Annotated in this window: 11 protein-coding genes; 6 read left to right on the forward strand and 5 right to left on the reverse strand. The window is 74.3% G+C overall.

Translation table 11 applies throughout. The features are described 5' to 3' along the window. Positions 1-209: 209 nt before the first annotated feature. Genes ACQVFL_RS14070 through ACQVFL_RS14090 form a run of 5 tightly spaced genes read left to right on the forward strand, consistent with a single transcriptional unit; the run spans position 210 to position 14863 of the window. Entirely contained in the window at positions 210-6680 is a 6471-nt protein-coding gene (locus ACQVFL_RS14070) for an amino acid adenylation domain-containing protein (RefSeq protein WP_431729556.1), read from the forward strand. Beyond that, the gene (locus ACQVFL_RS14075) at positions 6677-11878 is read left to right on the forward strand and encodes an amino acid adenylation domain-containing protein (protein ID WP_431729557.1); all 5202 of its coding nucleotides are present in this window, start codon (positions 6677-6679) and stop codon (positions 11876-11878) included. The genes ACQVFL_RS14070 and ACQVFL_RS14075 overlap by 4 nt, the downstream gene beginning before the upstream one ends. Next, entirely contained in the window at positions 11875-12948 is a 1074-nt protein-coding gene (locus ACQVFL_RS14080) for a saccharopine dehydrogenase NADP-binding domain-containing protein (protein ID WP_431729558.1), read from the forward strand. The genes ACQVFL_RS14075 and ACQVFL_RS14080 overlap by 4 nt, the downstream gene beginning before the upstream one ends. Continuing rightward, the gene (locus tag ACQVFL_RS14085) at positions 12945-14111 is read left to right on the forward strand and encodes a Gfo/Idh/MocA family oxidoreductase (RefSeq protein WP_431729559.1); all 1167 of its coding nucleotides are present in this window, start codon (positions 12945-12947) and stop codon (positions 14109-14111) included. The genes ACQVFL_RS14080 and ACQVFL_RS14085 overlap by 4 nt, the downstream gene beginning before the upstream one ends. Then, on the forward strand, positions 14108-14863 hold the full coding sequence (locus tag ACQVFL_RS14090; RefSeq protein WP_431729560.1) for a thioesterase II family protein: 756 nt from the start codon (positions 14108-14110) through the stop codon (positions 14861-14863). Before ACQVFL_RS14085 ends, ACQVFL_RS14090 begins: the two co-directional genes overlap by 4 nt. On the opposite strand, the gene ACQVFL_RS14095 is transcribed toward ACQVFL_RS14090, so the two are convergent. From ACQVFL_RS14095 to ACQVFL_RS14115, 5 genes are read right to left on the reverse strand one after another with little or no spacing between them, the layout of a single operon-like run. Beyond that, positions 14838-16430, reverse strand: a complete 1593-nt coding sequence (locus ACQVFL_RS14095; protein ID WP_431729561.1) for an AMP-binding protein — start codon at positions 16428-16430, stop codon at positions 14838-14840. The two genes, ACQVFL_RS14090 and ACQVFL_RS14095, sit on opposite strands and share 26 nt — an antisense overlap. After that, positions 16427-17452 carry a methyltransferase gene (locus ACQVFL_RS14100; RefSeq protein ID WP_431729562.1) on the reverse strand — a complete coding sequence of 342 codons (1026 nt, stop codon included), beginning with the start codon at positions 17450-17452 and terminating at the stop codon, positions 16427-16429. The genes ACQVFL_RS14095 and ACQVFL_RS14100 overlap by 4 nt, the downstream gene beginning before the upstream one ends. Positions 17453-17498: 46 nt before the next feature. Then, positions 17499-18581 carry an acyl-CoA dehydrogenase family protein gene (locus ACQVFL_RS14105; protein ID WP_431729563.1) on the reverse strand — a complete coding sequence of 361 codons (1083 nt, stop codon included), beginning with the start codon at positions 18579-18581 and terminating at the stop codon, positions 17499-17501. A gap of 16 nt (positions 18582-18597) precedes the next feature. After that, complete coding sequence (locus ACQVFL_RS14110; protein ID WP_431729564.1) at positions 18598-19734, reverse strand: acyl-CoA dehydrogenase family protein; 1137 nt, start codon at positions 19732-19734, stop codon at positions 18598-18600. A 3-nt stretch (positions 19735-19737) separates the two neighbouring features. Continuing rightward, positions 19738-21114: an NtaA/DmoA family FMN-dependent monooxygenase gene (locus ACQVFL_RS14115; protein ID WP_396697577.1), complete on the reverse strand. Its 1377-nt coding sequence runs from the start codon at positions 21112-21114 to the stop codon at positions 19738-19740. A 116-nt stretch (positions 21115-21230) separates the two neighbouring features. Between ACQVFL_RS14115 and ACQVFL_RS14120 the strand changes: the two genes are divergently transcribed. Continuing rightward, positions 21231-21719 carry a VOC family protein gene (locus ACQVFL_RS14120; RefSeq protein ID WP_396697579.1) on the forward strand — a complete coding sequence of 163 codons (489 nt, stop codon included), beginning with the start codon at positions 21231-21233 and terminating at the stop codon, positions 21717-21719. Positions 21720-21725 lie beyond the last annotated feature (6 nt).

A 21725-nucleotide genomic window follows, 5' to 3' on the forward strand; every position in this document is an offset into this window, starting at 1 on the left:
GTCACCACCCGGGGTCTGACCGGCCGTCATGCCGTCGTATGTGGAGCCTATTGCAAGTAGCATGTTCTTTCTACTGTACGTATCCGTGTCGGCTTGTTACCTTGGCGTCGGCACGGACTCGTGTGGCGGTGCCGGACAACTCCGTCGAACAGGGGAGACCCAGATTGGGCGTCGAGGCCGAACACACACGACCCTTCACCCGGGACGGCATGCGGGACGACATCGCGGCCGTCCTCGGTGAACCACCCGGCACGGTCGCGGACGACGCCGACCTGCTCCAGCTCGGTCTCGACTCGATCGGCGTGATGCGGCTGGTGGCCCGCTGGCACCAGCGGGGCGTGACGGTGAGCTTCGCGGAACTGGTCGAGGGCCGCACCCTGGACGACTGGTGGCGGATGGTCGCCGGACGGGCTCCCGCCGACGCGGTGACCCCCGACGCGCCGCCGCTGACCGTCGTCGACGCGGACGCACCCTTCGACCTCGCCGCGATGCAACACGCGTACTGGGTGGGGCGGGGCGACGGGCAGGCCCTCGGTGGCGTCGGCGCGCACTTCTACAACGAGTTCGACGGCAGCGGGGTGGACCCGGCCCGGCTCGACACCGCGGTCCGGGCCCTGCTGCGCCGACACGGGATGCTGCGCGCCCGCTTCGACGACGACGGCCGGCAGCGCATCCTGCCGGAGAGCCCCTGGCCCGGCCTGACCGTGCACGACCTGCGGGCCCACGACCACGCGCAGGCCGAGCGGACCCTGCTCGACCTGCGCGACCGGTTGTCGCACCGGCGGCTGGACGTGGCCCGGGGTGAGGTCTTCGACGTGCAGCTCTCGCTGTTGCCCGACGGCGGCACCCGCTGCCACGTGCACATCGAGATGCTGGTCGCCGACGCGCACAGCTTCCGGATCCTGATGTCGGAACTCGCCCGCCTCTATCGGGACCCGGACGCCGACCTGCCCCCGATCGGGCTCGACTACCCGAGCTACCTGGCGACCCTGCGCGAGCGCCGGGTCGGCGAGCGGGACGCGGACCAGGCGTACTGGCAGGCGCGGCTGCCCGAGCTGCCCGGCCCGCCGGAGCTGCCGCTGGCCGTCGACCCGCAACAGGTCAGCGGCCAGCGGGTGGTCCGGCACCACCACTGGGTCGCCGCCGACCAGGTCGAGCGACTGACCCGCCGCGCCCGCACGCACGGGCTGACCCTGCCGGTGCTGTTCCTGGCCGCCTTCGGTCACGTGCTGGGCCGGTGGAGCGCCGCCGGACGGTTCCTGCTCAACCTGCCGCTCTACGACCGGCAGCCGGTGCACCCGGACGTGGCGCATCTGGTCGGTGACTTCACCAACCTGCTGCTGCTGGAGGTGGACACCACCGCCGAGCGCGACTTCGCCGCCTTCGCCCGCACGGTGCAGGAGCGACTGCGCGCCGACGCCGCCCACCCCGGTTACACCGGAGTGGACGTGCTGCGGGACCTGACCCGGCTGCGCGGTGGTACGCCCGTCGGCGCGCCGGTGGTCTTCACCAGCGCGCTCAGCCTCGGCGAACTGTTCGACGGCGAGGTACGCGAGAGCTTCGGCGCACCCGGCTGGACCATGTCGCAGACCCCGCAGGTGTGGCTGGACGTACAGGTCACCGAGCGCGAGCACGGGCTGTTCGTGAACTGGGACTGCGTGGCGGAGCTCTTCCCGGCCGGGCTGGTCGGCGAGATGTTTGACGCGTACCTGCGAATCCTGGACTGGCTGCTGAACGACGACGCGGACTGGGCCGCGTACCCGCCGGAGCTGGTGCCGGAGCGGACCCGGCAGGTCCGCGCGGCGGCCAACGACACGGCCCGTCCGGTCCGTCGCCGTCGGCTGCACGACGACTTCTTCGCCCGGGCCGCCGCCGAGCCGGACCGCCCGGCGCTGCTCTGGGGCACCGACGGCCGGCTCGACTACGGCGACCTGGCCGCGCAGGCCGACCGCCTCGCCGGAGCGCTGGTCGCCAACGGGCTGCGCCCCGGCGACCCGGTGGCGGTCACCGTCGAGAAGGGACCCCGACAGGTCGTCGCGGTGCTCGGCGTGCTGCGGGCCGGCGGCGTGTACGTGCCGGTCGGCGTCGACCAGCCGGCCGCCCGCCGGGCACGGATCCACGCGGTGGCCGGGGTCCGGCACGTGGTGGCCGGGGTACCCCGGCCGGAGCTGCCCGGTGACCTGTGCGTGGTGGACGTGGCGGACCGCTCGTACCCGCCGGCCGGCCCGGTTCCCGGCAGCGACGACGACCCGGCCTACCTGCTGTTCACCTCCGGCTCCACCGGGGAGCCGAAGGGGGTGCAGGTGCCGCACCGGGCGGCGGTCAACACGATCGACGACATCGGCCGGCGCTTCGACGTCGGCCCGGACGACCGGGTGCTCGCGGTCTCGGCCCTCGACTTCGACCTCTCCGTGTACGACATGTTCGGCATGCTGAGCGCCGGTGCCGCCGTGGTCTGCGTCGGCGAGGACGAGCGGCGGGACGCCGAGGGCTGGGTGGAGCTGGTCCGGCGGCACCGGGTCACCGTCTGGCAGTCCGTGCCCGCGCTGCTGGACATGTTGCTGACCGCCGGCACCGACGGCGACCTGCCGCTGCGCCTGGCCCTGCTGGGCGGCGACTGGGTCGGGCTCGACCTGGCCGGGCGGCTGGCCGCGCAGGCGTCGGGCGCGGTCCTGGTGGCGCTCGGCGGCACCACGGAGACGGCGATCCACTCGACCGTCCAGGTGGTGCCGGTGCCGGTGCCCGACGACTGGCGCTCGGTGCCGTACGGCGTGCCGTTGGCCAACCAGCTCATGCGGGTGACCGACCCGGCGGGCCGGGACCGGCCCGACTGGGTCCCCGGTGAACTCTGGATCGGCGGCCGGTCGGTGGCCGACGGCTACCGGGGCGACCCCGAGCGCACCGCCGCGCAGTTCCGCGAGGTCGACGGGGTGCGCTGGTACCGCACCGGCGACCTGGCCCGGTACCACCCGGACGGCAGCGTGGAGTTCCTCGGCCGGGCCGACGCCCAGGTCAAGATCCGGGGCCACCGGATCGAGCTGGGGGAGATCGAGACCGCGCTGGAGCGGCACCCCGCCGTCCGCCGGGCGGTCGCGGTGGCCCTCGGTACGCCCCGGCGGCTCGCCGTCGCCGTCGTCAGCGAGACCGATCTCGACCCGGGCGCGCTGCGCGACTGGCTGGCCGAGCAGGTGCCCGGCTACATGGTGCCCGAGCGGGTGGTGCTCACCGACGACCTGCCGCTGTCCGCCAACGCCAAGATCGATCGACGGGCGGTGGCCCGCCTGGTCGACGCCGCCGGTCCCGGACCCGAGCAGCTCGAACCGCCGGTCGGCGACATCGAACGCGAGGTGGCCCGGATCTGGGCCGACCTGCTCGGGGTGCCCGCGGTCGGACGGCGGCAGAGCTTCTTCGCCGCCGGTGGCGACAGCCTGGTCGCGACCCGGTCGATGGCCCTGCTCGGCGCCGCCGGGCTGGACGGTGCGAACCTGCGCCAACTCTTCGCCACCCCGGTGCTGGCCGACTTCGCCGCCACCCTGCGCCGGGCCGAGGGGGACCGACCCGCCGCCGTCGCGCTGCGGGCCGACCCGGCCAACCGGTACGCGCCCTTCCCGCCCACCGACGTCCAGCGGGCGTACTGGCTGGGGCGCAGCAGCGAGTTCGCCCTCGGCGGGGTCGGCTCGCACTGGTACTGGGAGTTCGACGGCGCGAACGTCGACCTGGACCGGTTGGAGGACGCGGTCGACCTGCTGGTCGCCCGGCACGACATGCTCCGGGCGATCTTCGACGACGACGGCGACCAGCGGGTGCTGGCCGAGGTCGACCGGTTCCGGATCACCGTCCACGACGGTGGCGACGCCGAACTGCGCGACCTGCGGGACCGGATGGCGCACCGGGTCCCCGACCCGAGCCGCTGGCCGCTGCTGGCGATCGCCGCCGTCCGGTACGCCGACGGCCGGGTCCGCATCGGCTTCAGCTTCGACTACATCGTGCTCGACGCGCTCAGCATCGTGATCTTCTTCGACGAGCTGACCACGCTCTACACCGACCCGGCGGCGTCGTTGCGCCCGGTCGGGGTGACCTTCCGCGACTACCTGCTGGCCGACTCGCCGACGGTGGCCGACGACCAGCGGTACTGGCGGGAGCGGCTGGACAGCCTCCCGCCCGCACCACCCCTGCCGCTGGCCGTGGACCCGGACACCGTGGTCGCCCCGCGCTTCGTCCGCCGGGAGGACCGTCTCGACCCGACCCAGTGGACGCGGCTGACCGAGCAGGCCCGGCGGCACGGGGTGACCCCGGCAAGCGTCCTGGCCGCCGCTTTCGCCGAGGTGTTGTCGGCCTGGTGCGGTCGCGGGGACCTGACCCTCAACCTCACCCTGTTCAACCGCCGGGACGTGCACCCCGACATCAGCAACATCCTCGGCGACTTCACCTCGCTGCTGCTGCTGGCGCACCGGGCGGGGGCCGGGGACACCTGGCTGGACGTGGTCCGGCGTACCCAGGAACAGGTCTGGGAGGGGATGGCCCACGACTCGGTCTCCGCGCTGTGGGTGCTGCGCGAACTCGCCCGCCGCCGACAGGGCGGCGCGGTGAGCATGCCGGTGGTGTTCACCAGCGCCCTCGGCGTCGCCGGTGGCATGAGCGAGATGTCGTTCCCCTTCGGCGAGCTGGTCTGGGGCATCTCGCAGACCCCGCAGGTCTGGCTCGACAACCAGGTGATGGAGCGCGACGGTGGCCTGGTCTACAACTGGGACTCGGTCGACGAACTGTTCCCGGCCGGGCTGCTCGACGCCATGTTCGACGCGTACCGGGCGCTGCTGCTGCGGCTGACCACGGCGGACTGGGAGGCGGTGCCCCCGGCGCCGCTGCCGGCGGCGCAGCGGCAGGTCCGGGACGCGGTCAACGACACCGCCGGTCCGCTGCCGACCGGCCTGCTGCACACCGGCTTCTTCACGCACGCCGCCACCACGCCGGACGCCACGGCCGTGGTCACCGCCGACGGTGTGGCGGTCGACTACCGCGAACTCGCCGTGCGGGCGCTGCGCCTCGGCGGGGCGTTGCGCACGCACGGCGTCCAGCCCGGCGACGCCGTCGCGGTCACCCTGCCGCGCGGTGTCGACCAGGTCGCCGCGGTGCTCGGCGTGCTCGCGGCGGGCGGCCACTACGTCCCGGTCGGCGTCGACCAGCCCGCCGAACGCCGAGACCGGATCTACTCCCGGGCCGGGGTACGGGCCGTCGTCGCCCGGCCCGACCTGGACACCGGCCATCCGGTGGTGGCGCCGGACACCCCCGCCACACCGTTGCCCGCACCGGTCGAGGTGGACCCGGACCAGCTCGCCTACATCATCTTCACCTCCGGCTCCACCGGCGAACCGAAGGGCGTGGAGATCACCCACCGGGCGGCGCTGAACACCGTCGACGACATCAACACCCGCTACGGCGTCGGCCCCGACGACCGGGTGCTGGCCATCTCGGCGCTCGACTTCGACCTCTCCGTCTACGACCTGTTCGGGCTGCTCGGCGTCGGCGGCGCGGTGGTCTGCGTCGCCGACGCCGACCGGCGGGAGGCGCGCCGGTGGGCCGCCGCCGCCCGCGGTGCCGGTGTCACGATCTGGAACTCGGTGCCCGCGCTGCTGGACATGCTGCTGGTCGCCGCCGAGACCGACGGTCTGCCCGACCGGCTGCGGCTGGCCCTGCTCTCCGGCGACTGGGTCGGGCTCGACCTGCCCGGCCGACTGCGCGACCGGTGCCCCGATGCCCGGTTCGTCGCGCTGGGCGGCGCCACCGAGGCGGCCATCTGGTCCAACGCCTGCGAGGTCGACGTGGTGCCCGCGCACTGGCGGTCCGTGCCGTACGGCCTGCCGCTGCGCAACCAGCGCTACCGGGTGGTCGATCCACGCGGCCGGGACTGCCCGGACTGGGTGCCCGGTGAGCTGTGGATCGGCGGCGTCGGGGTGGCCCGGGGCTACCGGGGTGACCCGGAGACCACCGCACGGCAGTTCGTCACCGTGGACGGACAGCGGTGGTACCGCACCGGGGATCTCGGCCGGTACTGGCCCGACGGCACGCTGGAGTTCCTCGGCCGGGCCGACTTCCAGGTCAAGATCCGGGGACACCGGATCGAGCTGGGCGAGATCGAGGCGGCTGCGGAGGCGTACGCCGGGGTGGCCCGCGCCGTCGGGCTGACCGTCGGCGAGGGCACGCACCGGCGGCTGGCGCTGGCCGTGGTCGCCGCCGACGAGCCGGTCGACGAGGCGGCGCTGGTCGGCTTCCTGGCGTCTCGGCTGCCCAGCTACATGGTGCCGGAGCGGGTGGTCGGCGTACCCGGGCTGCCGCTGACCGCCAACGGCAAGGTGGACCGCCGGGCGTTGACCGCCCAGGTGGACACCGAACCCGACGACGCGGCCGACGAGAGCCCGCGCGGGGACAGCGAGAAGCTGATCGCCGAGATCTGGGCCGAGGTGCTCGACTGCGAGCGGATCGGCCGGCAGCAGAGCTTCTTCGCCCTCGGCGGGGACAGCCTGCTGGCCACCCGGTTGGTGGAGACGCTGCGGTCGCGCCACGGGGTGGAGCTGTCGCTGCGGCAGCTCTTCCTGGCGCCGACCGTGGCGCAGTTGGCAGACGTCTTCGACGCCCACCGCGGCGCGGTGGAACCCGGTGACTTCGAGGAGGGCACGATATGAGTCAGTCGTCCGCCGGTGACCTGCTCGCCGAGCTGGAGAGCGTGGGGGTCCGGGTCTGGTTGGAGGCCGGTCAACTGCGCTTCCGGGCACCGCAGGGGGCGATGACGCCGGATCGCCGCGAGGCGTTGCGCGCCCGCCGCGACGAGATCGTCGCGCACCTCGACAACGCCGCCGGCACCGGCACCCTGGTCCCGGACCGGACGCACCGGCACGACCCGTTCCCGGTCACCGACGTGCAGGCGGCGTACCTGCTCGGACGGGGCGAGACGTTCGCGTACGGCGGCGTCGCCTGTCACGGCTACGGCGAACTGGTCTACCCCGAGCTGGACCCGGACCGGATGACCGCCGCCTGGCGGGCCCTGATCGCCCGGCACGACATGCTCCGCGCGGTGGTGGAGGCCGACGGCGCGCAGCGCGTGCTGGCGGAGGTGCCGCCGTTCGAGGTGCCGGTGATCGACCTGACCGGCCGCCCCGAGGCGGTGGTCGAGGCGGCGGTCAGCGCGGTCCGCGCCGAGATGGACCACCTGGTGCACACGCCCGACCGGTGGCCGCTGTTCGCCGCCCGGATCACCCGTGCCGACCACCGGACCGTGCTGCACGTCTCGATCGACTTCCTGATCGCCGACTTCATCAGCGTCCAGGTGGTGCTCGACGAGCTGCACCGGCTCTACCACCGGCCGGACGAGCCGCTGCCGCCGCTGGAGATCACCTTCCGGGACTACCAGCTCGCCGAGCGCGCGGTGCGGGACAGCCCGCGCCACGAGCGGGACCGGCAGTGGTGGCTGGCCCGGGTCGACGACCTGTCGGCCGCGCCGGAACTGCCCACGGTGGCCCGTCCCGCCGACAGCGAGGGCCGCTTCCGCCGCTGGGAGACGCGGCTCTCGCCGCAGGTCTGGGAGGGGCTGCGGCAGCGCGCCGGCCGGCACGGGGTCAGCCCGTCCGGTGCGGTGCTGGCCGCGTTCTCGGACACCATCGCCGCGTACAGCCGGCGGTCCCGGTTCACCCTCGACATCACCCTGCTCAACCGGGCTCCGGTGCACGATCAGGTCAACGCCCTGGTCGGTGACTTCACCTCGGTCGACCTGCTGGCCGTGGACGCCGATCCGACCCGCCGGTTCGACGAGCGGGCCCGGGACCTACAGGCGCAGCTCTGGGAGGACCTGGACCACCGCTCGTTCAGCGGCATCGAGGTGATGCGGGAGATCGCCCGCCGGCAGGGCGCCGAGGCGGCGCTGTTCCCGGTGGTGTTCACCAGCGCCATCGGCATCACCTCCGCCGGGGCCGCCGCCGACGGCGCGCCGCTGGGCGAGCTGGGCTACGGGATCAGCCAGACCCCACAGGTCTGGATCGACTGCCAGAACATCGAGCGCGACGGTGGCCTGGTGTCCAACTGGGACGTCCGGGAGGAGGTCTTCCCGCCCGGCGTGGTCGACGACATGTTCGCCGCGTACGACGCGTTGCTGCACCGGCTGGCCGGCGACGACGCGGCCTGGACCGGGACCGGCCACCCCGACCCGCCGGCGGCGACGCGGGAGCGTCGCGCCGAGGCCAACCGGACACACGCGCCGGTCCCCGCCGGGATGCTGCACGACCGGGTGGTGTTGCAGGCGCTGAGCACCCCGGACCGGCCCGCCGTCGTCGCCGCCGACCGGACGCTGGACTACGGCGAGCTGCTCGGTCGGGCGGCCGGGGTGGCCGAGGCGCTGACCGCCGCGGGCTGCCGCCGCCAGGAACTGGTCGCGGTGGTCATGGACCGGGGCTGGGAGCAGGTCGTCGCGGTGCTCGGCGCGCTGCTGGCCGGCTGCGTCTACGTGCCGGTGGACACCTCGCAGCCGGCGGCGCGCCGCCGGACCATCCTGACCAACGCCGGGATCCGCTGCGCGCTGACCCAGTCCGGGGTGGACCGGGACGGTTGGGCCGAGGGGCTGCGCCTGCTCGACGTGGACCTGCTGGGCACCGGACAGCCGCAGCCGGTCGAGGGCTCCGGCGACCCGGAGGAGTTGGCGTACGTCATCCACACCTCCGGCTCCACCGGCACCCCGAAGGGCGTCATGATCAATCATCGGGGCGCGGTGAACACGGTGCTCGACATCAACGAGCGCTTCGGGGTCGGGCCCGACGACCGGGTGCTCGGCCTCTCCAACCTCGGCTTCGACCTGTCGGTGTACGACGTCTTCGGCCCGCTGTCGGTGGGCGGCGCGGTGGTGCTGCCCGACCCGCAGCGTCGCGGCGACCCGTCGCACTGGGCCGACCTGGTCGGCACGCACGGCGTCACGGTGTGGAACTCGGTGCCCGCCCAGTTGCAGATGCTGCACGACTACCTCGTCTCGGCCACGGACACCGCGCCGGAGGGGCTGCGGCTGGCGATGCTCTCCGGCGACTGGATTCCGGTGGCGCTGCCGGACCAGATCCGCGCCCGGGTGCCCGGGCTGCGCATCGTCAGCCTCGGTGGGGCGACCGAGGCGTCCATCTGGTCGATCTGGTACCCGATCGAGCAGGTCGACCCGCAGTGGCGCAGCATCCCGTACGGTCGTCCGCTGACCAACCAGAGCTTCCACGTGCTCGACGCGGCCCTGCGACCCCGCCCGGACCTGGTCAGCGGCGAGCTGTACATCGGCGGCGTGGGACTGGCGCTGGGCTACCTCAACGACCGCGAGCGCACCGCCGAGCGGTTCGTCGTGCACCCGCAGACCGGTGAGCGGCTGTACCGCACCGGCGACATGGGCCGGTACCTGCCCGACGGCACCATCGAGTTCCTCGGCCGGGAGGACCTCCAGGTCAAGATCAGGGGCTACCGGATCGAGCTGGCCGAGATCGAGGCGGCGCTGGGCGGACACCCGGCGGTCGCCGGGGCGGTCGTGGTGGTCGACGGCGACACCCCGCTGGAGCGGCGGCTGGCCGCCTTCGTCGAGCCGGCCGGCCGACCGGTCACCGCCGTGCAGGTCGAGCACGACCAGACGGCCGTCCGGCAGCTCGGCGTGGACGCCTGCGCCGACGCGGACACCACGCTCACCGGTGTCGACCGGGACCGCTACCTCGCGTACGCGCACCGGCTCGACGACGTCGCGCTGCCGGCCATGGTGGACGCGTTCCGCGCCGCCGGGCTGTTCGCCGCCGGCCGCCGGCACCCGCTGGCGGAATTGTTGGACACCGCACACGTCGCGCCCCGCCACCACCGGTTGGTCCGGCGCTGGCTGCGCGCGCTCACCGGCGCCGGCCTGCTCGACCAGGACGCCGACGGCCGGTACGGGCTGACCCCGGCGGGGACGACGGCGGACACCGAGGCCGGCTGGCGGGAGGTCGCGCAGCTCGCCGACGCCGAGGACCGGGACCTGCTGGACTACTTCCGGGCCAGCACCGCGCACCTGCCCGCGCTGCTGCGCGGCGAGGACGACCCGCTGGCGCTGCTGTTCCCGCAGGGCCGGGTGGACGTCTCGCAGGGCCTCTACGAACGCACGCTGTTCAACCGGTGGGCCAACGAGGCAGCGGCGGCCCTGGTGCGGCGGATCGCCGAGCAGCGGATCGAACCCGGGGCGCTGCGGGTGCTGGAGGTGGGCGCCGGAGCCGGTGGCACCACCGCCGCCGTGCTCGCCGCGCTCGACGGGCACGAGGTGGACTACCTGGCCACCGACCTGTCCCCGTTCTTCCTGGGCGAGCTGCGGACCCGGTTCGGCGAACGCCCCGGCCTGCGTCTGGAGGCCGTCGACATCGACCGTGACCTGGCCGCGCAGGGCCTGTCCCCGAACTCGTTCGACGTCATCGTGGCCGGCGACGTGCTGCACGCCAGCGCCGACGTCGGCCGCGCGCTGGACCGGCTGCGCGAGGTGCTCGCCCCGCAGGGCTGGCTGGTCGCCTGCGAGATGACCCGCGACCACCACCAGATCATGACGTCGCTGGAACTGCTGGTCCGGGTGGACGAGGCCACGGCCGACTTCACCGACCTGCGGCGAGGCACCGAGCAGGTGTTCCTCGACCGCCGGTCCTGGCTCGACGTGCTGGGCGCGGCGGGCGCGGCGCAGCCGCTCTGCCTGCCCGAGCCGGACGGCTTCATCGCCGAACTGGGCATGTGCGTGCTGGCCGCCCGGTTCAAGACCGACCGGGTGCGGATCTCCCGCGACGACCTGACCGAGCACCTGGCCGGGCGGCTGCCGCAGTACATGGTGCCGTCGGTGGTCCAGGTCGTCGACGCCCTGCCGCTCAACGCCAACGGCAAGGTCGACCGGGCGGCGTTGCGCCGTCGACTGCCCCGGCGCGGCACGGTCACCGTCGCCGGGTCCGGTGCCCTCGGCAGCGACCTGGAACGCCGGATCGCGGCGGTCTGGGCCGAGGCGCTGCGGCTGCCCCGGGTGGGTCGGGACGAGAACCTGTTCGAACTCGGCGGGGACTCGCTGGTCGCGGCGCAGATCACCGGCCGGATCCTGGAGGAGATCCCGCAGGCCGCCGGACTCTTCTTCGACCAGTTGCTGCGGCAGGTGCTGGAGCAGCCCACGGTGGCCGCCCTCGCCGGCCACGTCGAGGCGGAGTCGGCGGCCACCCCGGTCACCGCGTCGCCGTCGACGCCGACCACGTCCAGCGGGGACGGACTGTCCGTGCGGCACGAGGGAGCCGAGGGGGCGCCCTGGGTGCTGGTGTCCGGTGGCGCGGGTGTCGACCCGTACGCGGGTCTGGTGCCGCACCTGGCGACCACCGGTCCGGTGCTCGGGTTGGCCCCGGGCGCGGCCGACGACCTGCTCCGGGTCGCCGCCGCGCAGGCCCGGCTGGTCACCACGGCCGGACACCCGGCGGTACGACTGGTCGGGTACGGCCTCGGCGCGACGTCCACGCTGGAGGTGGCCCGGTCGCTGATCGAGGCCGGCGGGCAGGTCGACGCGGTGGTGCTGATCTCGCCGTGGCGGCCGACGCCCGGCGGCGACCCGGCGCAGACGTACCGGGCGGAGACCGGCGGCGCGGAGCCCGACGAGGACTTCGCCGCGCGGCTGGCGGCCCTGGCCCGGCACGAGCCGACGCTGTACGCCGGTGACCTGATCGTGCTGCGGCCCACCGGCGCGGTGCCGTACGACGCGCAGAGCCTGGAGTTCTGGGCCGACCTGTGCCTGGGCGACGTCCGCACCGTCGACGTGGACGCCGACCACCTGACCGTGTTGGGTGACGCGGCCGGGACCGCGCTGGCGGCCCTCGACCCGGAGCCGGCGCGGTGACCGCTGTCGCCGTGCTCGGTGCCTCCGGGGCGGTCGGTCGGGCGGCGGTGGCGCTGCTGCGGTCCTGGGACGTCGGCCCGTTGCGGGTCGGTGCCCGGCGCCCTCCGCAGGTCCACGGTGCCGAACCGATGGTCGTCGACGCCCGTGACCCGGCCGACCTCGCCCGGTTCTGCGCGGGTGCCCGGGTGGTGCTCAACTGCGCCGGCCCGGCGGTGGAACTGGTCGACGGGGCGGCCCGCGCGGCGGTGGCGGCGGGTGCCGACTACGTCGACGCGGCCGGTGACGACGCGCTGCACGCCGCGGTGACGGCGGTGTCCGGTGGCAGCAGCCGGGCCGCGGTGGTGTCGGCGGGCATGATGCCCGGCCTGACCGGGCTGCTGCCCCGACTGTTGGCCGCCCACCTGCCCGACGGCGAGCGGCTCACCGGGTACGTCGGCGGCCGGGACCGGTTCACCCTGACCGCCGCCGTCGACTACGTCGCCGCCGACGAGAGTTTCGGCTGGCCCGCCGCGGCCTGGCGGAACGGCCGGGTGGCGCACAACGCGTTGCGCCCGGTGCCGGAGCTGGCCCTGCCGTGGTTCCCCGAGCCGGTCACCGCGCAGCCCTACCTGGGCACCGAGACCGCCCGGGTGGCCGCCGCGCTGGGGCTGCGGCAGGTCGACTGGTATTCGGTCTTCGCCGGGGAGCGGGTGCTGGCCGCGCTGCGGGCCGTCCCCGGGGCCACCGAGGGCGGGTACCGGGAGTCCGGCGAGCGGCTGTGTCGGGCGGCCGAGCTGGACCTGTTCGGCCACCCGGCGTACCAGACCCTGGTGGTGACCCTCTCCGGGCCGGGTGGGGAACGGACCGCGGTGGTCCGCAGCACCGGCGCCAGCGAGCTGACCGGCAGCATGGCCGCGCTGACGGCCCGGGCGGTGCTGGCCGGCGTGGTGCCGCCGGGTGTCTGGCACGCCGACGAGGTCCTCGACCCGATCGCCACCGTCACCGAGCTGGCGGCGGTGCCGGCGGTGCCGTTGGCCACCGTGGTGGCGGGTGTCTCCGCCGTCGAGCAGTACGAGGAGGACGTCATATGAAGCGACCCACCCGGGTGGTCGTCTGCGGCACCCGCTTCGGCCAGGTCTATCTGGAGTCCTTCCGCGAGGCGGACCCGAGCTTCCAGCTCGCCGGGGTCCTGGCCGGGGGCAGCGACCGCTCCCGGGCCTGTGCCGCGCACTACGGCGTGCCGCTGTACACGGCGGTGGACCAGTTGCCCGACGACATCGACATCGCCTGCGTGGTGATCCGGGGCGGGCTGCTCGGCGGCCGTGGCTCCGAGCTGGCCATGGAGTTGATGGCGCGGGGCGTGCACGTGCTCCAGGAGCATCCGCTGCACCACGACGAGCTGGCCCGCTGCCTGCGCCAGGCCCGCCGGCACAAGGTCGTGTACCAGCTCAACCCGTTCTACCGGCACATCACCCCGGTGCGCCGGTTCCTCGGCGCGGCGGGTGAGCTGCTGCGCCGCCAACCACCCCGCTACCTCGACGTGGCTTGCGGCTTCCAGTTGGCGTACTCGCTGCTGGACCTGCTGGGGCAGGCGCTCGGCGGGGTACGACCGTGGCGGTTCACCGAGCTGCCCGCGCTGTCCCCGTCGGTCACCTCGGCCACCGAGCTGGACCTGCCGTTCCGCAGCCTGGACGGGGTGCTGGCCGGGGTGCCGGTGACGCTGCGGGTGCAGAACCAGATGGACCCGGCCGACCCGGACAACTACGCGCACCTGATGCACCGGATCACCATCGGCACCGAGGCCGGCAACCTCACCCTGGTCGGCACGCACGGTCCGACGGTGTGGACCGCCCGGCCCGACTTCCCCCGTGAGGTCGCCGGGATCGGCGCCGACCCGCACTTCGCCGCCGACCGGGACACCAGCACCCCGAGCGCGGTCACCCTCGGCCCGAGCGAGGTGCCGCATTACGACACCGTCTTCGGCACCACCTGGCCGCAGGGGGTACGTCGGGCGCTGTGGACGCTGCGGGACACCGTCGAGCGGGGCGAGGACCCGCTGCGGCAGGGGCAGTACCACCTGACGCTGTGCCAACTGTGGCAGGAGCTGACCGCCATCCTCGGCCCGCCGGAGCTGGTCAGTGCCGAGCCGCCCCGGATGCTCGGCGCGGCGGACCTGGCGGCTCTGGCGGCGGCCGGTGAGGCGGCGGCGGCCGATCCGGCGCAGTTGCGGGAGCCGGCGGGGGTGGGCGGGTGACCTCGGTGGAGACCAGCGCGCGCCGGTGGTTGCGCTGCTACCGGCCCCGGCCGGCGGCCACCGTGCGACTGGTCTGCTTCCCGCACGCCACCGGCAGCGCCCCGTTCTACCGAGGCTGGGCCCGGGAGCTGCCGGACGACGTCGAGGTGCTGGCGGTGCAGTATCCGGGTCGGCTGGACCGGATCGCCGAGCCCGCGCTGACCGCCATGCCGGTGCTGGCGGAGATGGTCACCGACGTGCTCGCACCCCGGCGCGACCTGCCGATCGCACTGTTCGGCCACAGCATGGGCGCCGCCGTCGCGTACGAGGTGGCGCGCCGGCTGGAGCGGCGGCACGCCGCGCCGCTGGCGCACCTGTTCGTCTCGGGCCGTCCCGCGCCGTGCCACCACCGGCCGGGCAGCAAACACCTCGGCCCGGACGACGACCTTTGGGACGAGCTGCGCCGGTTGGGTGGCACCGACCCGGCGGCGCTGGAGAACCCGCAACTCCGCTCGGCGCTGCTGCCGACGCTCCGGGCCGACTACCGGCTGATCGAGAGCTACCGCCCGGTCGACGCCGCGCCGTTGGCCACGCCCATCTCGGCGCTGGTCGGCGACGTCGACACCGAGGCGGCGGTGGACGAGGTGGCGGCCTGGGCCGGCTACACCCGGGCCGCCTTCGACCTGACCGTCTTCGACGGCGACCACTTCTATCTGGTGCCGCACCGGACGAAGGTGCTGGCCGGCGTCATCCGGAGCCTCGGCCTGACCTGACCGGGCCCGCCGCGTCCTCGTCCGGCGCGGCCCGGTCCAGGTGACGCCGCCACAACTGACGCCGTCTCGGCTTGCCGCTGGTGGTGCGGGGGATGGTGCCCGACGGCACCGGCAGCACGTGCACGTCGGCCGCCGGCACCAGCGGGGCGACCAGGGCGGGGATCCGGGGCAGCCACTCCGGCCGGGGGTGTTCCAGGTGGACCACCACGGTCGGGGCTCCCGCCACCAGGCCGAGCACGGTGGCCAGCCGTCCGGGCGGTGCGTCCAGGGCCGCGCCCAACACCGCGTCGACGTCCTCGGCGAAGACGGTGCGCCCGTGGACCTTGAGGCTGTCGCCGAGGCGGCCCAGCACGAAGAGCTGCCCGTCCCGGACGAAGCCGGCGTCGCCGGTGCGGACCATGCCGCCGAAGGGCGGGCCGCCCGCGTACCCGTCGGCGACCGACGCGCCGCCGACCACGATCTCACCGATCATCCCGTCGCCGACGGGGTGGGCGTCGTCGTCGACCACCGCGATCCGGGCCCCGGTCACCGGCCCACCGCAGCCCACCACGGGCACGCCGTCCGGACCGGGCACCTGCCGCCAGCCGGTCCGCAGCGGCACCCCGGTCACCGCCAGCGTCGCCTCGGCCAGCCCGTACGCGGGCAGCAGCGCCTCCCGGCGCAGCCCGTGCGGCGCGAGCAGGTCGGCGAAGGCGTCCAGGGTGGCCGGTGCGACACGTTCGGCGCCGACGATGACCGCCCGCCACTGCCCGAAGTCCAGCCCGGCGAGCTGCTCCGGGCGGACCCGGCGCAGCACGTGCGCCAGCCCGAAGCCCGGCATCGCGGTCAGCCGGGCCCCGGCCCGACCGAAGCACTCCAGATAGCGGCTGGGTCGGCGGACGAACTCCGCCGGCGTGAGCAGCCACAGGTCGGCGCCGGTGACCACGGGTGCCAGCAGGCAGCCGACCAGGCCCATGTCGTGGTGCACCGGCAGCCAGGAGGCGGTCGCGTCGTCGGGGGTCATCTCCAGCCAGTCCCGGACGGCCGCGATGTTGGCCTCCAGGGCGGTCCGTGGCACCCGTACCCCGCGGACCGCGCCCGTGGTGCCGGAGGTGAACTGGAGCAGCGCCACCGCGGCCGGCCGGGCCGCGACCGGTTCCGCCGTCCCCACCGGCAGGTCCGTGACGTCGACCGTGGACACCCCCGCGTCGGCCGCCGCCCGGGCCACCGAGGGCGCGGACGCGCCGTCGACCACCAGCAGTCGGGGTCGCATCGCCGCCAGGGCCGCTGCCAGGTGCTCGGCGTACCGGTCCGGGTCGCCGAAGGCGGCGGGCGGGGCGAGCGGGGACACCGTCGCCCCGGCCAGCAACGCGCCGAACAGGGTGCCGACGAATCCGGGCCCGGAGGGCAGCACCACCCCGACCACGTCGTCCGGGCGTACGCCGCGCTCGACGAACCCGGCGGCATGTCCGTGGGCCAGCCGGGCCAGTCGCGCGTACGACCACCGGTCCCAGTCGCCGTCCGGGCGGGAGAACCGGATGCCCCGGTCGTCGCGCGGCTGCGCCAGCCAGGACAGCAGCCCGGTCATACCGGTCGGGCCTCGATCACCGGGAACATCGGGGTCTGCGTCGCCTCGACCAGTTCCAGCCCGGCCCCGGCCAGGATCGCCCGCTGCTCGTCGAGGCTGCGCGCGCCGCCCGCGCTCAACGTGAGCATCAGCATGTCCATCCGACGGGCCAGCGGGGTGCTCTCAGCCTCGGACTGCCGTCCGGCCTCGAGGATGAACACCCGGCCCTGCGGGGACATCGCGGCCCGGATGCGGCGCAGCACCCCGGTCGCCTCCTCGTCGCTCCAGCTGTAGAGGATCCGCTTGAGCACGTACGCGTCGCCGCCGGCGGGGATGTCGTCGGTGAGGAAGCTGCCGGGCACCACGCGTACCCGGTCGGTGACGCCGGCCGTGGCGAACGTCTGCGGCGCGTTCGCCACCACGCCGGGCTTGTCGAACAGCACCCCGCGCATCCGGGGGAAGCGACCCAACAGGTCGGCGAGGAAACGGCCGTTGCCGCCGCCCACGTCGACCACCGTGCCGAAGCGGGACCAGTCCGAGGCGCGCAGGATGGCCTCCAGCTCCATCCCGGTGACCCCGCTCATCACCTTGTCGAACGCCTCGCCGTCGCCGGGATGCTGCCCGAAGTGGTCCCACATGCCGACGCCGTGCACCGCGTCGAAGGCGCCCTCACCGGTGCGCAGGGTGTGGTCCAGGCCCTCCATCGCCCGGGTGCACACCACGGGGGAGAGGAAGATGTCCCGGGCCGAGTAGGGGTGGTCGGCGCGCAGCAGGTCGGCCATCGGGGTCAGCCCGAACTCGCCCGGCGCGACCTCGGCGAACAGGTCCCGGGAGGCCAGGTACCGCAGCGCCTTGGTCAGCGAGGGCTCGTGGGCGTCGCAGGCGCGGGCCAGGTCGGCGGCGGCCATCGGCCCGTCGGCGAGCTGGTCGGCCACCCGCAGCAGGCAGACCGCCCGGATCGTGTACGGCAGCAGGTAGTCGCCCACCTCCATCAGCCGCAGGATGGCCGGCACGTCGATGCGGGCACGTCGTCTCGTCAGCATCGCTGCTCCTTGTCGGTCTCGGTCGGTGCGCCGTCGGCCGGTGGGGTCACGCGGCCGGCCGTGCCGGTTGTGCCCGCCCGGGCAGCAGGTGACCGGCGAGGGTGGCGAGGTGGTCGTCGGTGGGGGTGTCGAAGCTGTCCAGCCAGAGCGCCCGGCGGTACCACCAGTGCAGCGGGTACTCCCAGGTCGCACCGAGCCCGCCGGTGACCTGGAGGGCGTCCTCGCAGGTGCGTACGGCGGCCCGGCGAGCCGCGACGACGGCTTCGGCGTACGCCCGGGCGGTCTCGTCCGGTGTCGCGTCGTTCGGCCCGGCGCCGACCAGCCAGCACGCCCGCAGGGCGAGCGAGGTGGCCAGTTCCAGCGCCACGTAGCCGTCGGCCAGCCGGTGCGCCACCGCCTGGTAGGCCCCGATCGGTCGGCCGAACTGCACCCGGTCCAGGGCGTGCCGGCGGGCCAGGTCCATGGCCCGACGGGCGACGCCGACGGCCTCGCAGGCCAGCAGCGTGCCGCCGTGTCGGCGCGCGTCGGCCAGCACCCGCCCGGCGTCCGCCGGCCCGACCAGCATCTCGGCCGGGGCGTCGACGAGGTCCAGCCGGGCGGCGCCACGCAGCCGGTCCACGGCGGGCTGCGGCGTGACGGTCAGCCCGTCGGCCGTGGAGTCCACCAGGAACAGGGCGGGCCCGGCGTCGGTGTCGGCGGCGACCATCAGCGCGGTGACCGCCGCGGCCTCGGTGACCAGGCCGCGTCGACCGGTCACCCGCCAGGTGCCGGAACGCTGCTCGGCGCGGGCGCCCCGGCCGGTGTCCGGGTCGTCCTGCCAGGCCAGGGTGAGCGGGCCGGTCGGCAGCTCACACCCGGCCGCCGCGAGGACCGGATGGGCCAGGCCGACCGTGCTCCACCAGCCGGTGGCGGCCAGCGCGTATCCGGCCTCCTGGGCCAGCAGGCCCTTCTCCACCATGCCCAGCTCCGGGTCGCACCAGCCCTGTCGGCGCAGGTGCGGCCATCCGTCCGGGTCGGCGTCGCCCGCCTCGGCGAGCGCGGCGACCCGCTCGGTCGGGTACCGGTCGGCGAGCAGCCGGGCGGCGGCCGACGCCAGGTCCCGCTGGTCGTCGGTGAGGGCGAAGTCCATGGTCATCCTCTCCGGGTCACCGGGTGCGGGGCAGGCCGAGCACGCGCTCGGCGATGATGCCGCGCAGGATCTCGGAGGTGCCGCCCTCGATCGAGTTGGCGCGGCTGCGCAGCCGCAGGTGCTGCCAGTGGCCGGCGGCGTGACTGTCCGGGCCGTCGAGCACCGCCGCCGGGCCGAGCAGGCGCAGCGCGAACGCGGCCAGCCGCTGGTTGGTGACCGACCAGTGCAGCTTGAGCACAGAACTCTCCGGGCCGGGCTTGCCGGTCCGCGCCAGGGTCGCCATCGTGCGGTGACCGGTCCAGCGCAGGGCCTGCAACTGCACGTGCAGCTCGGCCAGCTCGGCACGGACCGCCGGGTCGTCGGCCAGACCGAGGTCGCGTACGGTGCGCAGCAGCCGGTCGAACTCGACGGTCAGCCGGGCGGTGAGCGTGATGCCGAAGGTGCCGCGTTCGTGGGCGAGGGTGGTCATCGCGATCCGCCAGCCCTCGCCGACCGGCCCCAGCACGCAGTCGCGGGGCACCAGCACGTCGTCGAGCACGATCTGGTTGAAGTCGGCGTCGCCGGTGCTCTGCCGCAGCGGCAGCACCTGTACCCCCGGGCTGCGCATGTCGACCAGCAGACAGGTCAGGCCGGCGTGCGCGGTGGAGTCCGGCTGGGTGCGGGCCAGCAGCAGACACCAGTCGGCCTGGTGCGCGTAGGACGACCAGACCTTCTCGCCGGTGACCCGCCAACCGTCGGCGGTGGCCGTCGCCCGGGTCCGCACTGCGGCCAGGTCACTGCCCGCGTCCGGCTCGGAGAAACCCTGACAGAAGACGTACGCGCCGGACAGGATCGGTTCCAGGAAGCGGCTCTGCTGATCGGGGCTGCCGTGCGAGACGATGGTGGGTCCCACCATGCCCAGGCCGATCACGTTGCTGTGATCGGGTGCCTCGGCCAGCGCGCTCTCCTCGGCGTAGATGCCCTGGTAGGTCGGGGGCAGACCACGTCCGCCGTACGCGGCCGGCCAGGTCAGTCCGGTGTAGCCGGCCGCGTGCAACGCCTTGGTCCAGTCGCCGGGTGCGCCGCCGTCGCGGTGCCGGGGCACGTGTTCGGCCAGCCAGGCGCGCAGGTCACGGCGGAAGGCGGCCTCCTGCGGGGTGTCGCGCAGGTGCATCCCTCAGCCCTCCCGCGCGGTGACGGCGCGCGCCGGGTCGCGGTAGGTGCTCACCCCGGCGCCGAAGTACCGTTCGCGCAGCGTCGTCTCCGCCGGGTCGTACGCGGTGCGGAACAGACCCCGCCGTTGCAGCTCCGGCACCAGCAGGTCGCAGATGTCGTCGATGCCGTCCGAGGGCGGGCAGGGGATCAGGTTGAACCCGTCCACGTCGGCGACGGTCAGCCACTGCTCCATCCGGTCGGCGACCTGCTCGGGGGTGCCGAACAGGGTCACCGGGGCGTCCACCCGGGGGCGGCGGGGGCGCGACACCAGGTACTTCACGTCACCGACGGTCCAGGTGCGGTCCGGGCTGAGCTTGCGCAGGAAGCCGAGGAAGGAGTGGCTGGCCTGGCTGCGGATCTCGTCCACCGGGGTCTCGTCGGGGAAGGCGGCGAGGTCGATGTCCATCCACCCGCACCACTTGGCGAGCTGCCCCTCGCTGCTCCACAGCGTGTTGTACGCCTCGGCCTTCGCCTTCGCCTCGGCCCGGTCCCGCCCGATCATGACCATGCCGCCCTGCAACGCCTTGATCATGCCCGGGTCCCGGCCGTGCCGGGCCGCCGCCGCGCGCAGGGCGGCCACCGGCTCCGCGCCCGAGGCGGGGTCGGCCAGGGTCAGGAACGCCACCTCGGCGTGCCGGGCGGCGAACTCGATGCCCCGGGGCGAGGAACCGGCCTGGTAGAGCACCGGGGTGCGCTGCGGCGACGGCTCGCACTGGTGCGGACCCCGGACGGTGAACCAGCGGCCCTCGTGGTCGATCTGGCGGACCCGGTCGGGGTCGGTGAAGACATCGCGTTCGGCGTCGCGGACCACCGCGTCGGCGTCCCAACTGTCCTCCCACAGGGCCCGGGCGACTTGGACGTACTCGTCGGCCCGTTCGTAACGCTCGTCGTGGTCGAGGTACTCGCCGAGGCCGTTGGCGGTGGCCGAACGCAGGTAGGAGGTGACGATGTTCCAGCCGACCCGGCCACCGGTGAGGTGGTCCAGCGAGGAGAACAGCCGGGCGCACTCGTAGGGGGAGTGGTACGTGGTGGAGTAGGTGATCGCGAAGCCGAGGTGCCGGGTGGCCGCCGCCGCGGCCGACAGCAGCAGCGCCGGGTCGATCGAGGGGATCTGCACCGCGTGCCGCACCGCCGGTGCCCAGGAACCCCGGTAGACGTCGTAGACGCCGTGGATGTCGGCGAAGAACAGCGCGTCGACGCAGGCCGCCTCCAGTTGGCGGGCGCGGGAGATCCAGTACTCCAGCGACCGGTATCCGGTGGCCGTACGGTCGCCGGGGAGCCGCCACATGCCCTTGAACTGCGGTGACGGCGAGCACTGGGTGAACACGTTCAGATGCATGCCCGGTTCCTCACATCCGTTCCGGCCCGGTACGGGCAGCGCGCTGCCAGGTGACGACACGCTACCGGTTTCCGGCGACAACACGCCACACCCAAGATACAAGTGAAGCATCTATGATGCGTCATGTGCCTAAACTCAACGGCAGGAACCACGTCAACCTGACCGTCCGCGACCTGGATCGCAGCACCGAGTGGTACTGCCGGGTCATGGACTTCACGCCGGTACGCGACGCGACGCCGGCCGAGTCCGGGTTCACCTTCCGGACGTTGGTGCACCGGGGATCGCTCTCCTCGATCGTGCTCGGCCAGGCCGTCGAGCCCGATCCGGCCCCCTTCGACGAGCGCCGGGTGGGCCTGCACCACCTGGGCTACCACGTGCCCGAGCTGGCCGACCTGGACCAGTGGGCCGCGCATCTGGACGGCGTCGGCGCGGAGCACTCCGGCGTCCGCGAGCTGTTCCTGGAGGCCGGTTACGGCATCTGGCTGCGCGACCCGGACAACATCTGGCTGGAGTTCTACTGGCTCAACGCCGACTACTTCATGGACCGGCTGCGCCAGCAACGCCGGGCCCAACGGGCGGCGCGGACGGCCGCCGACCGGCATTGACTGTCG

Origin of the sequence: Verrucosispora sp. TAA-831, assembly GCF_050780145.1 — a bacterium.
Classification (GTDB): domain Bacteria; phylum Actinomycetota; class Actinomycetes; order Mycobacteriales; family Micromonosporaceae; genus Micromonospora.

Coding starts and splice junctions, on each gene's coding strand:
- ACQVFL_RS14110 (WP_431729564.1), bottom strand. CDS start 19,734: ATGCACCTGCGCGACACCCCGCAGGAGGCCGCCTTCCGCCGTGACCTG.
- ACQVFL_RS14115 (WP_396697577.1), bottom strand. CDS start 21,114: ATGCATCTGAACGTGTTCACCCAGTGCTCGCCGTCACCGCAGTTCAAG.
- ACQVFL_RS14100 (WP_431729562.1), bottom strand. CDS start 17,452: ATGCTGACGAGACGACGTGCCCGCATCGACGTGCCGGCCATCCTGCGG.
- ACQVFL_RS14070 (WP_431729556.1), top strand. CDS start 210: ATGCGGGACGACATCGCGGCCGTCCTCGGTGAACCACCCGGCACGGTC.
- ACQVFL_RS14075 (WP_431729557.1), top strand. CDS start 6,677: ATGAGTCAGTCGTCCGCCGGTGACCTGCTCGCCGAGCTGGAGAGCGTG.
- ACQVFL_RS14120 (WP_396697579.1), top strand. CDS start 21,231: ATGCGTCATGTGCCTAAACTCAACGGCAGGAACCACGTCAACCTGACC.
- ACQVFL_RS14095 (WP_431729561.1), bottom strand. CDS start 16,430: ATGACCGGGCTGCTGTCCTGGCTGGCGCAGCCGCGCGACGACCGGGGC.
- ACQVFL_RS14085 (WP_431729559.1), top strand. CDS start 12,945: ATGAAGCGACCCACCCGGGTGGTCGTCTGCGGCACCCGCTTCGGCCAG.
- ACQVFL_RS14105 (WP_431729563.1), bottom strand. CDS start 18,581: ATGGACTTCGCCCTCACCGACGACCAGCGGGACCTGGCGTCGGCCGCC.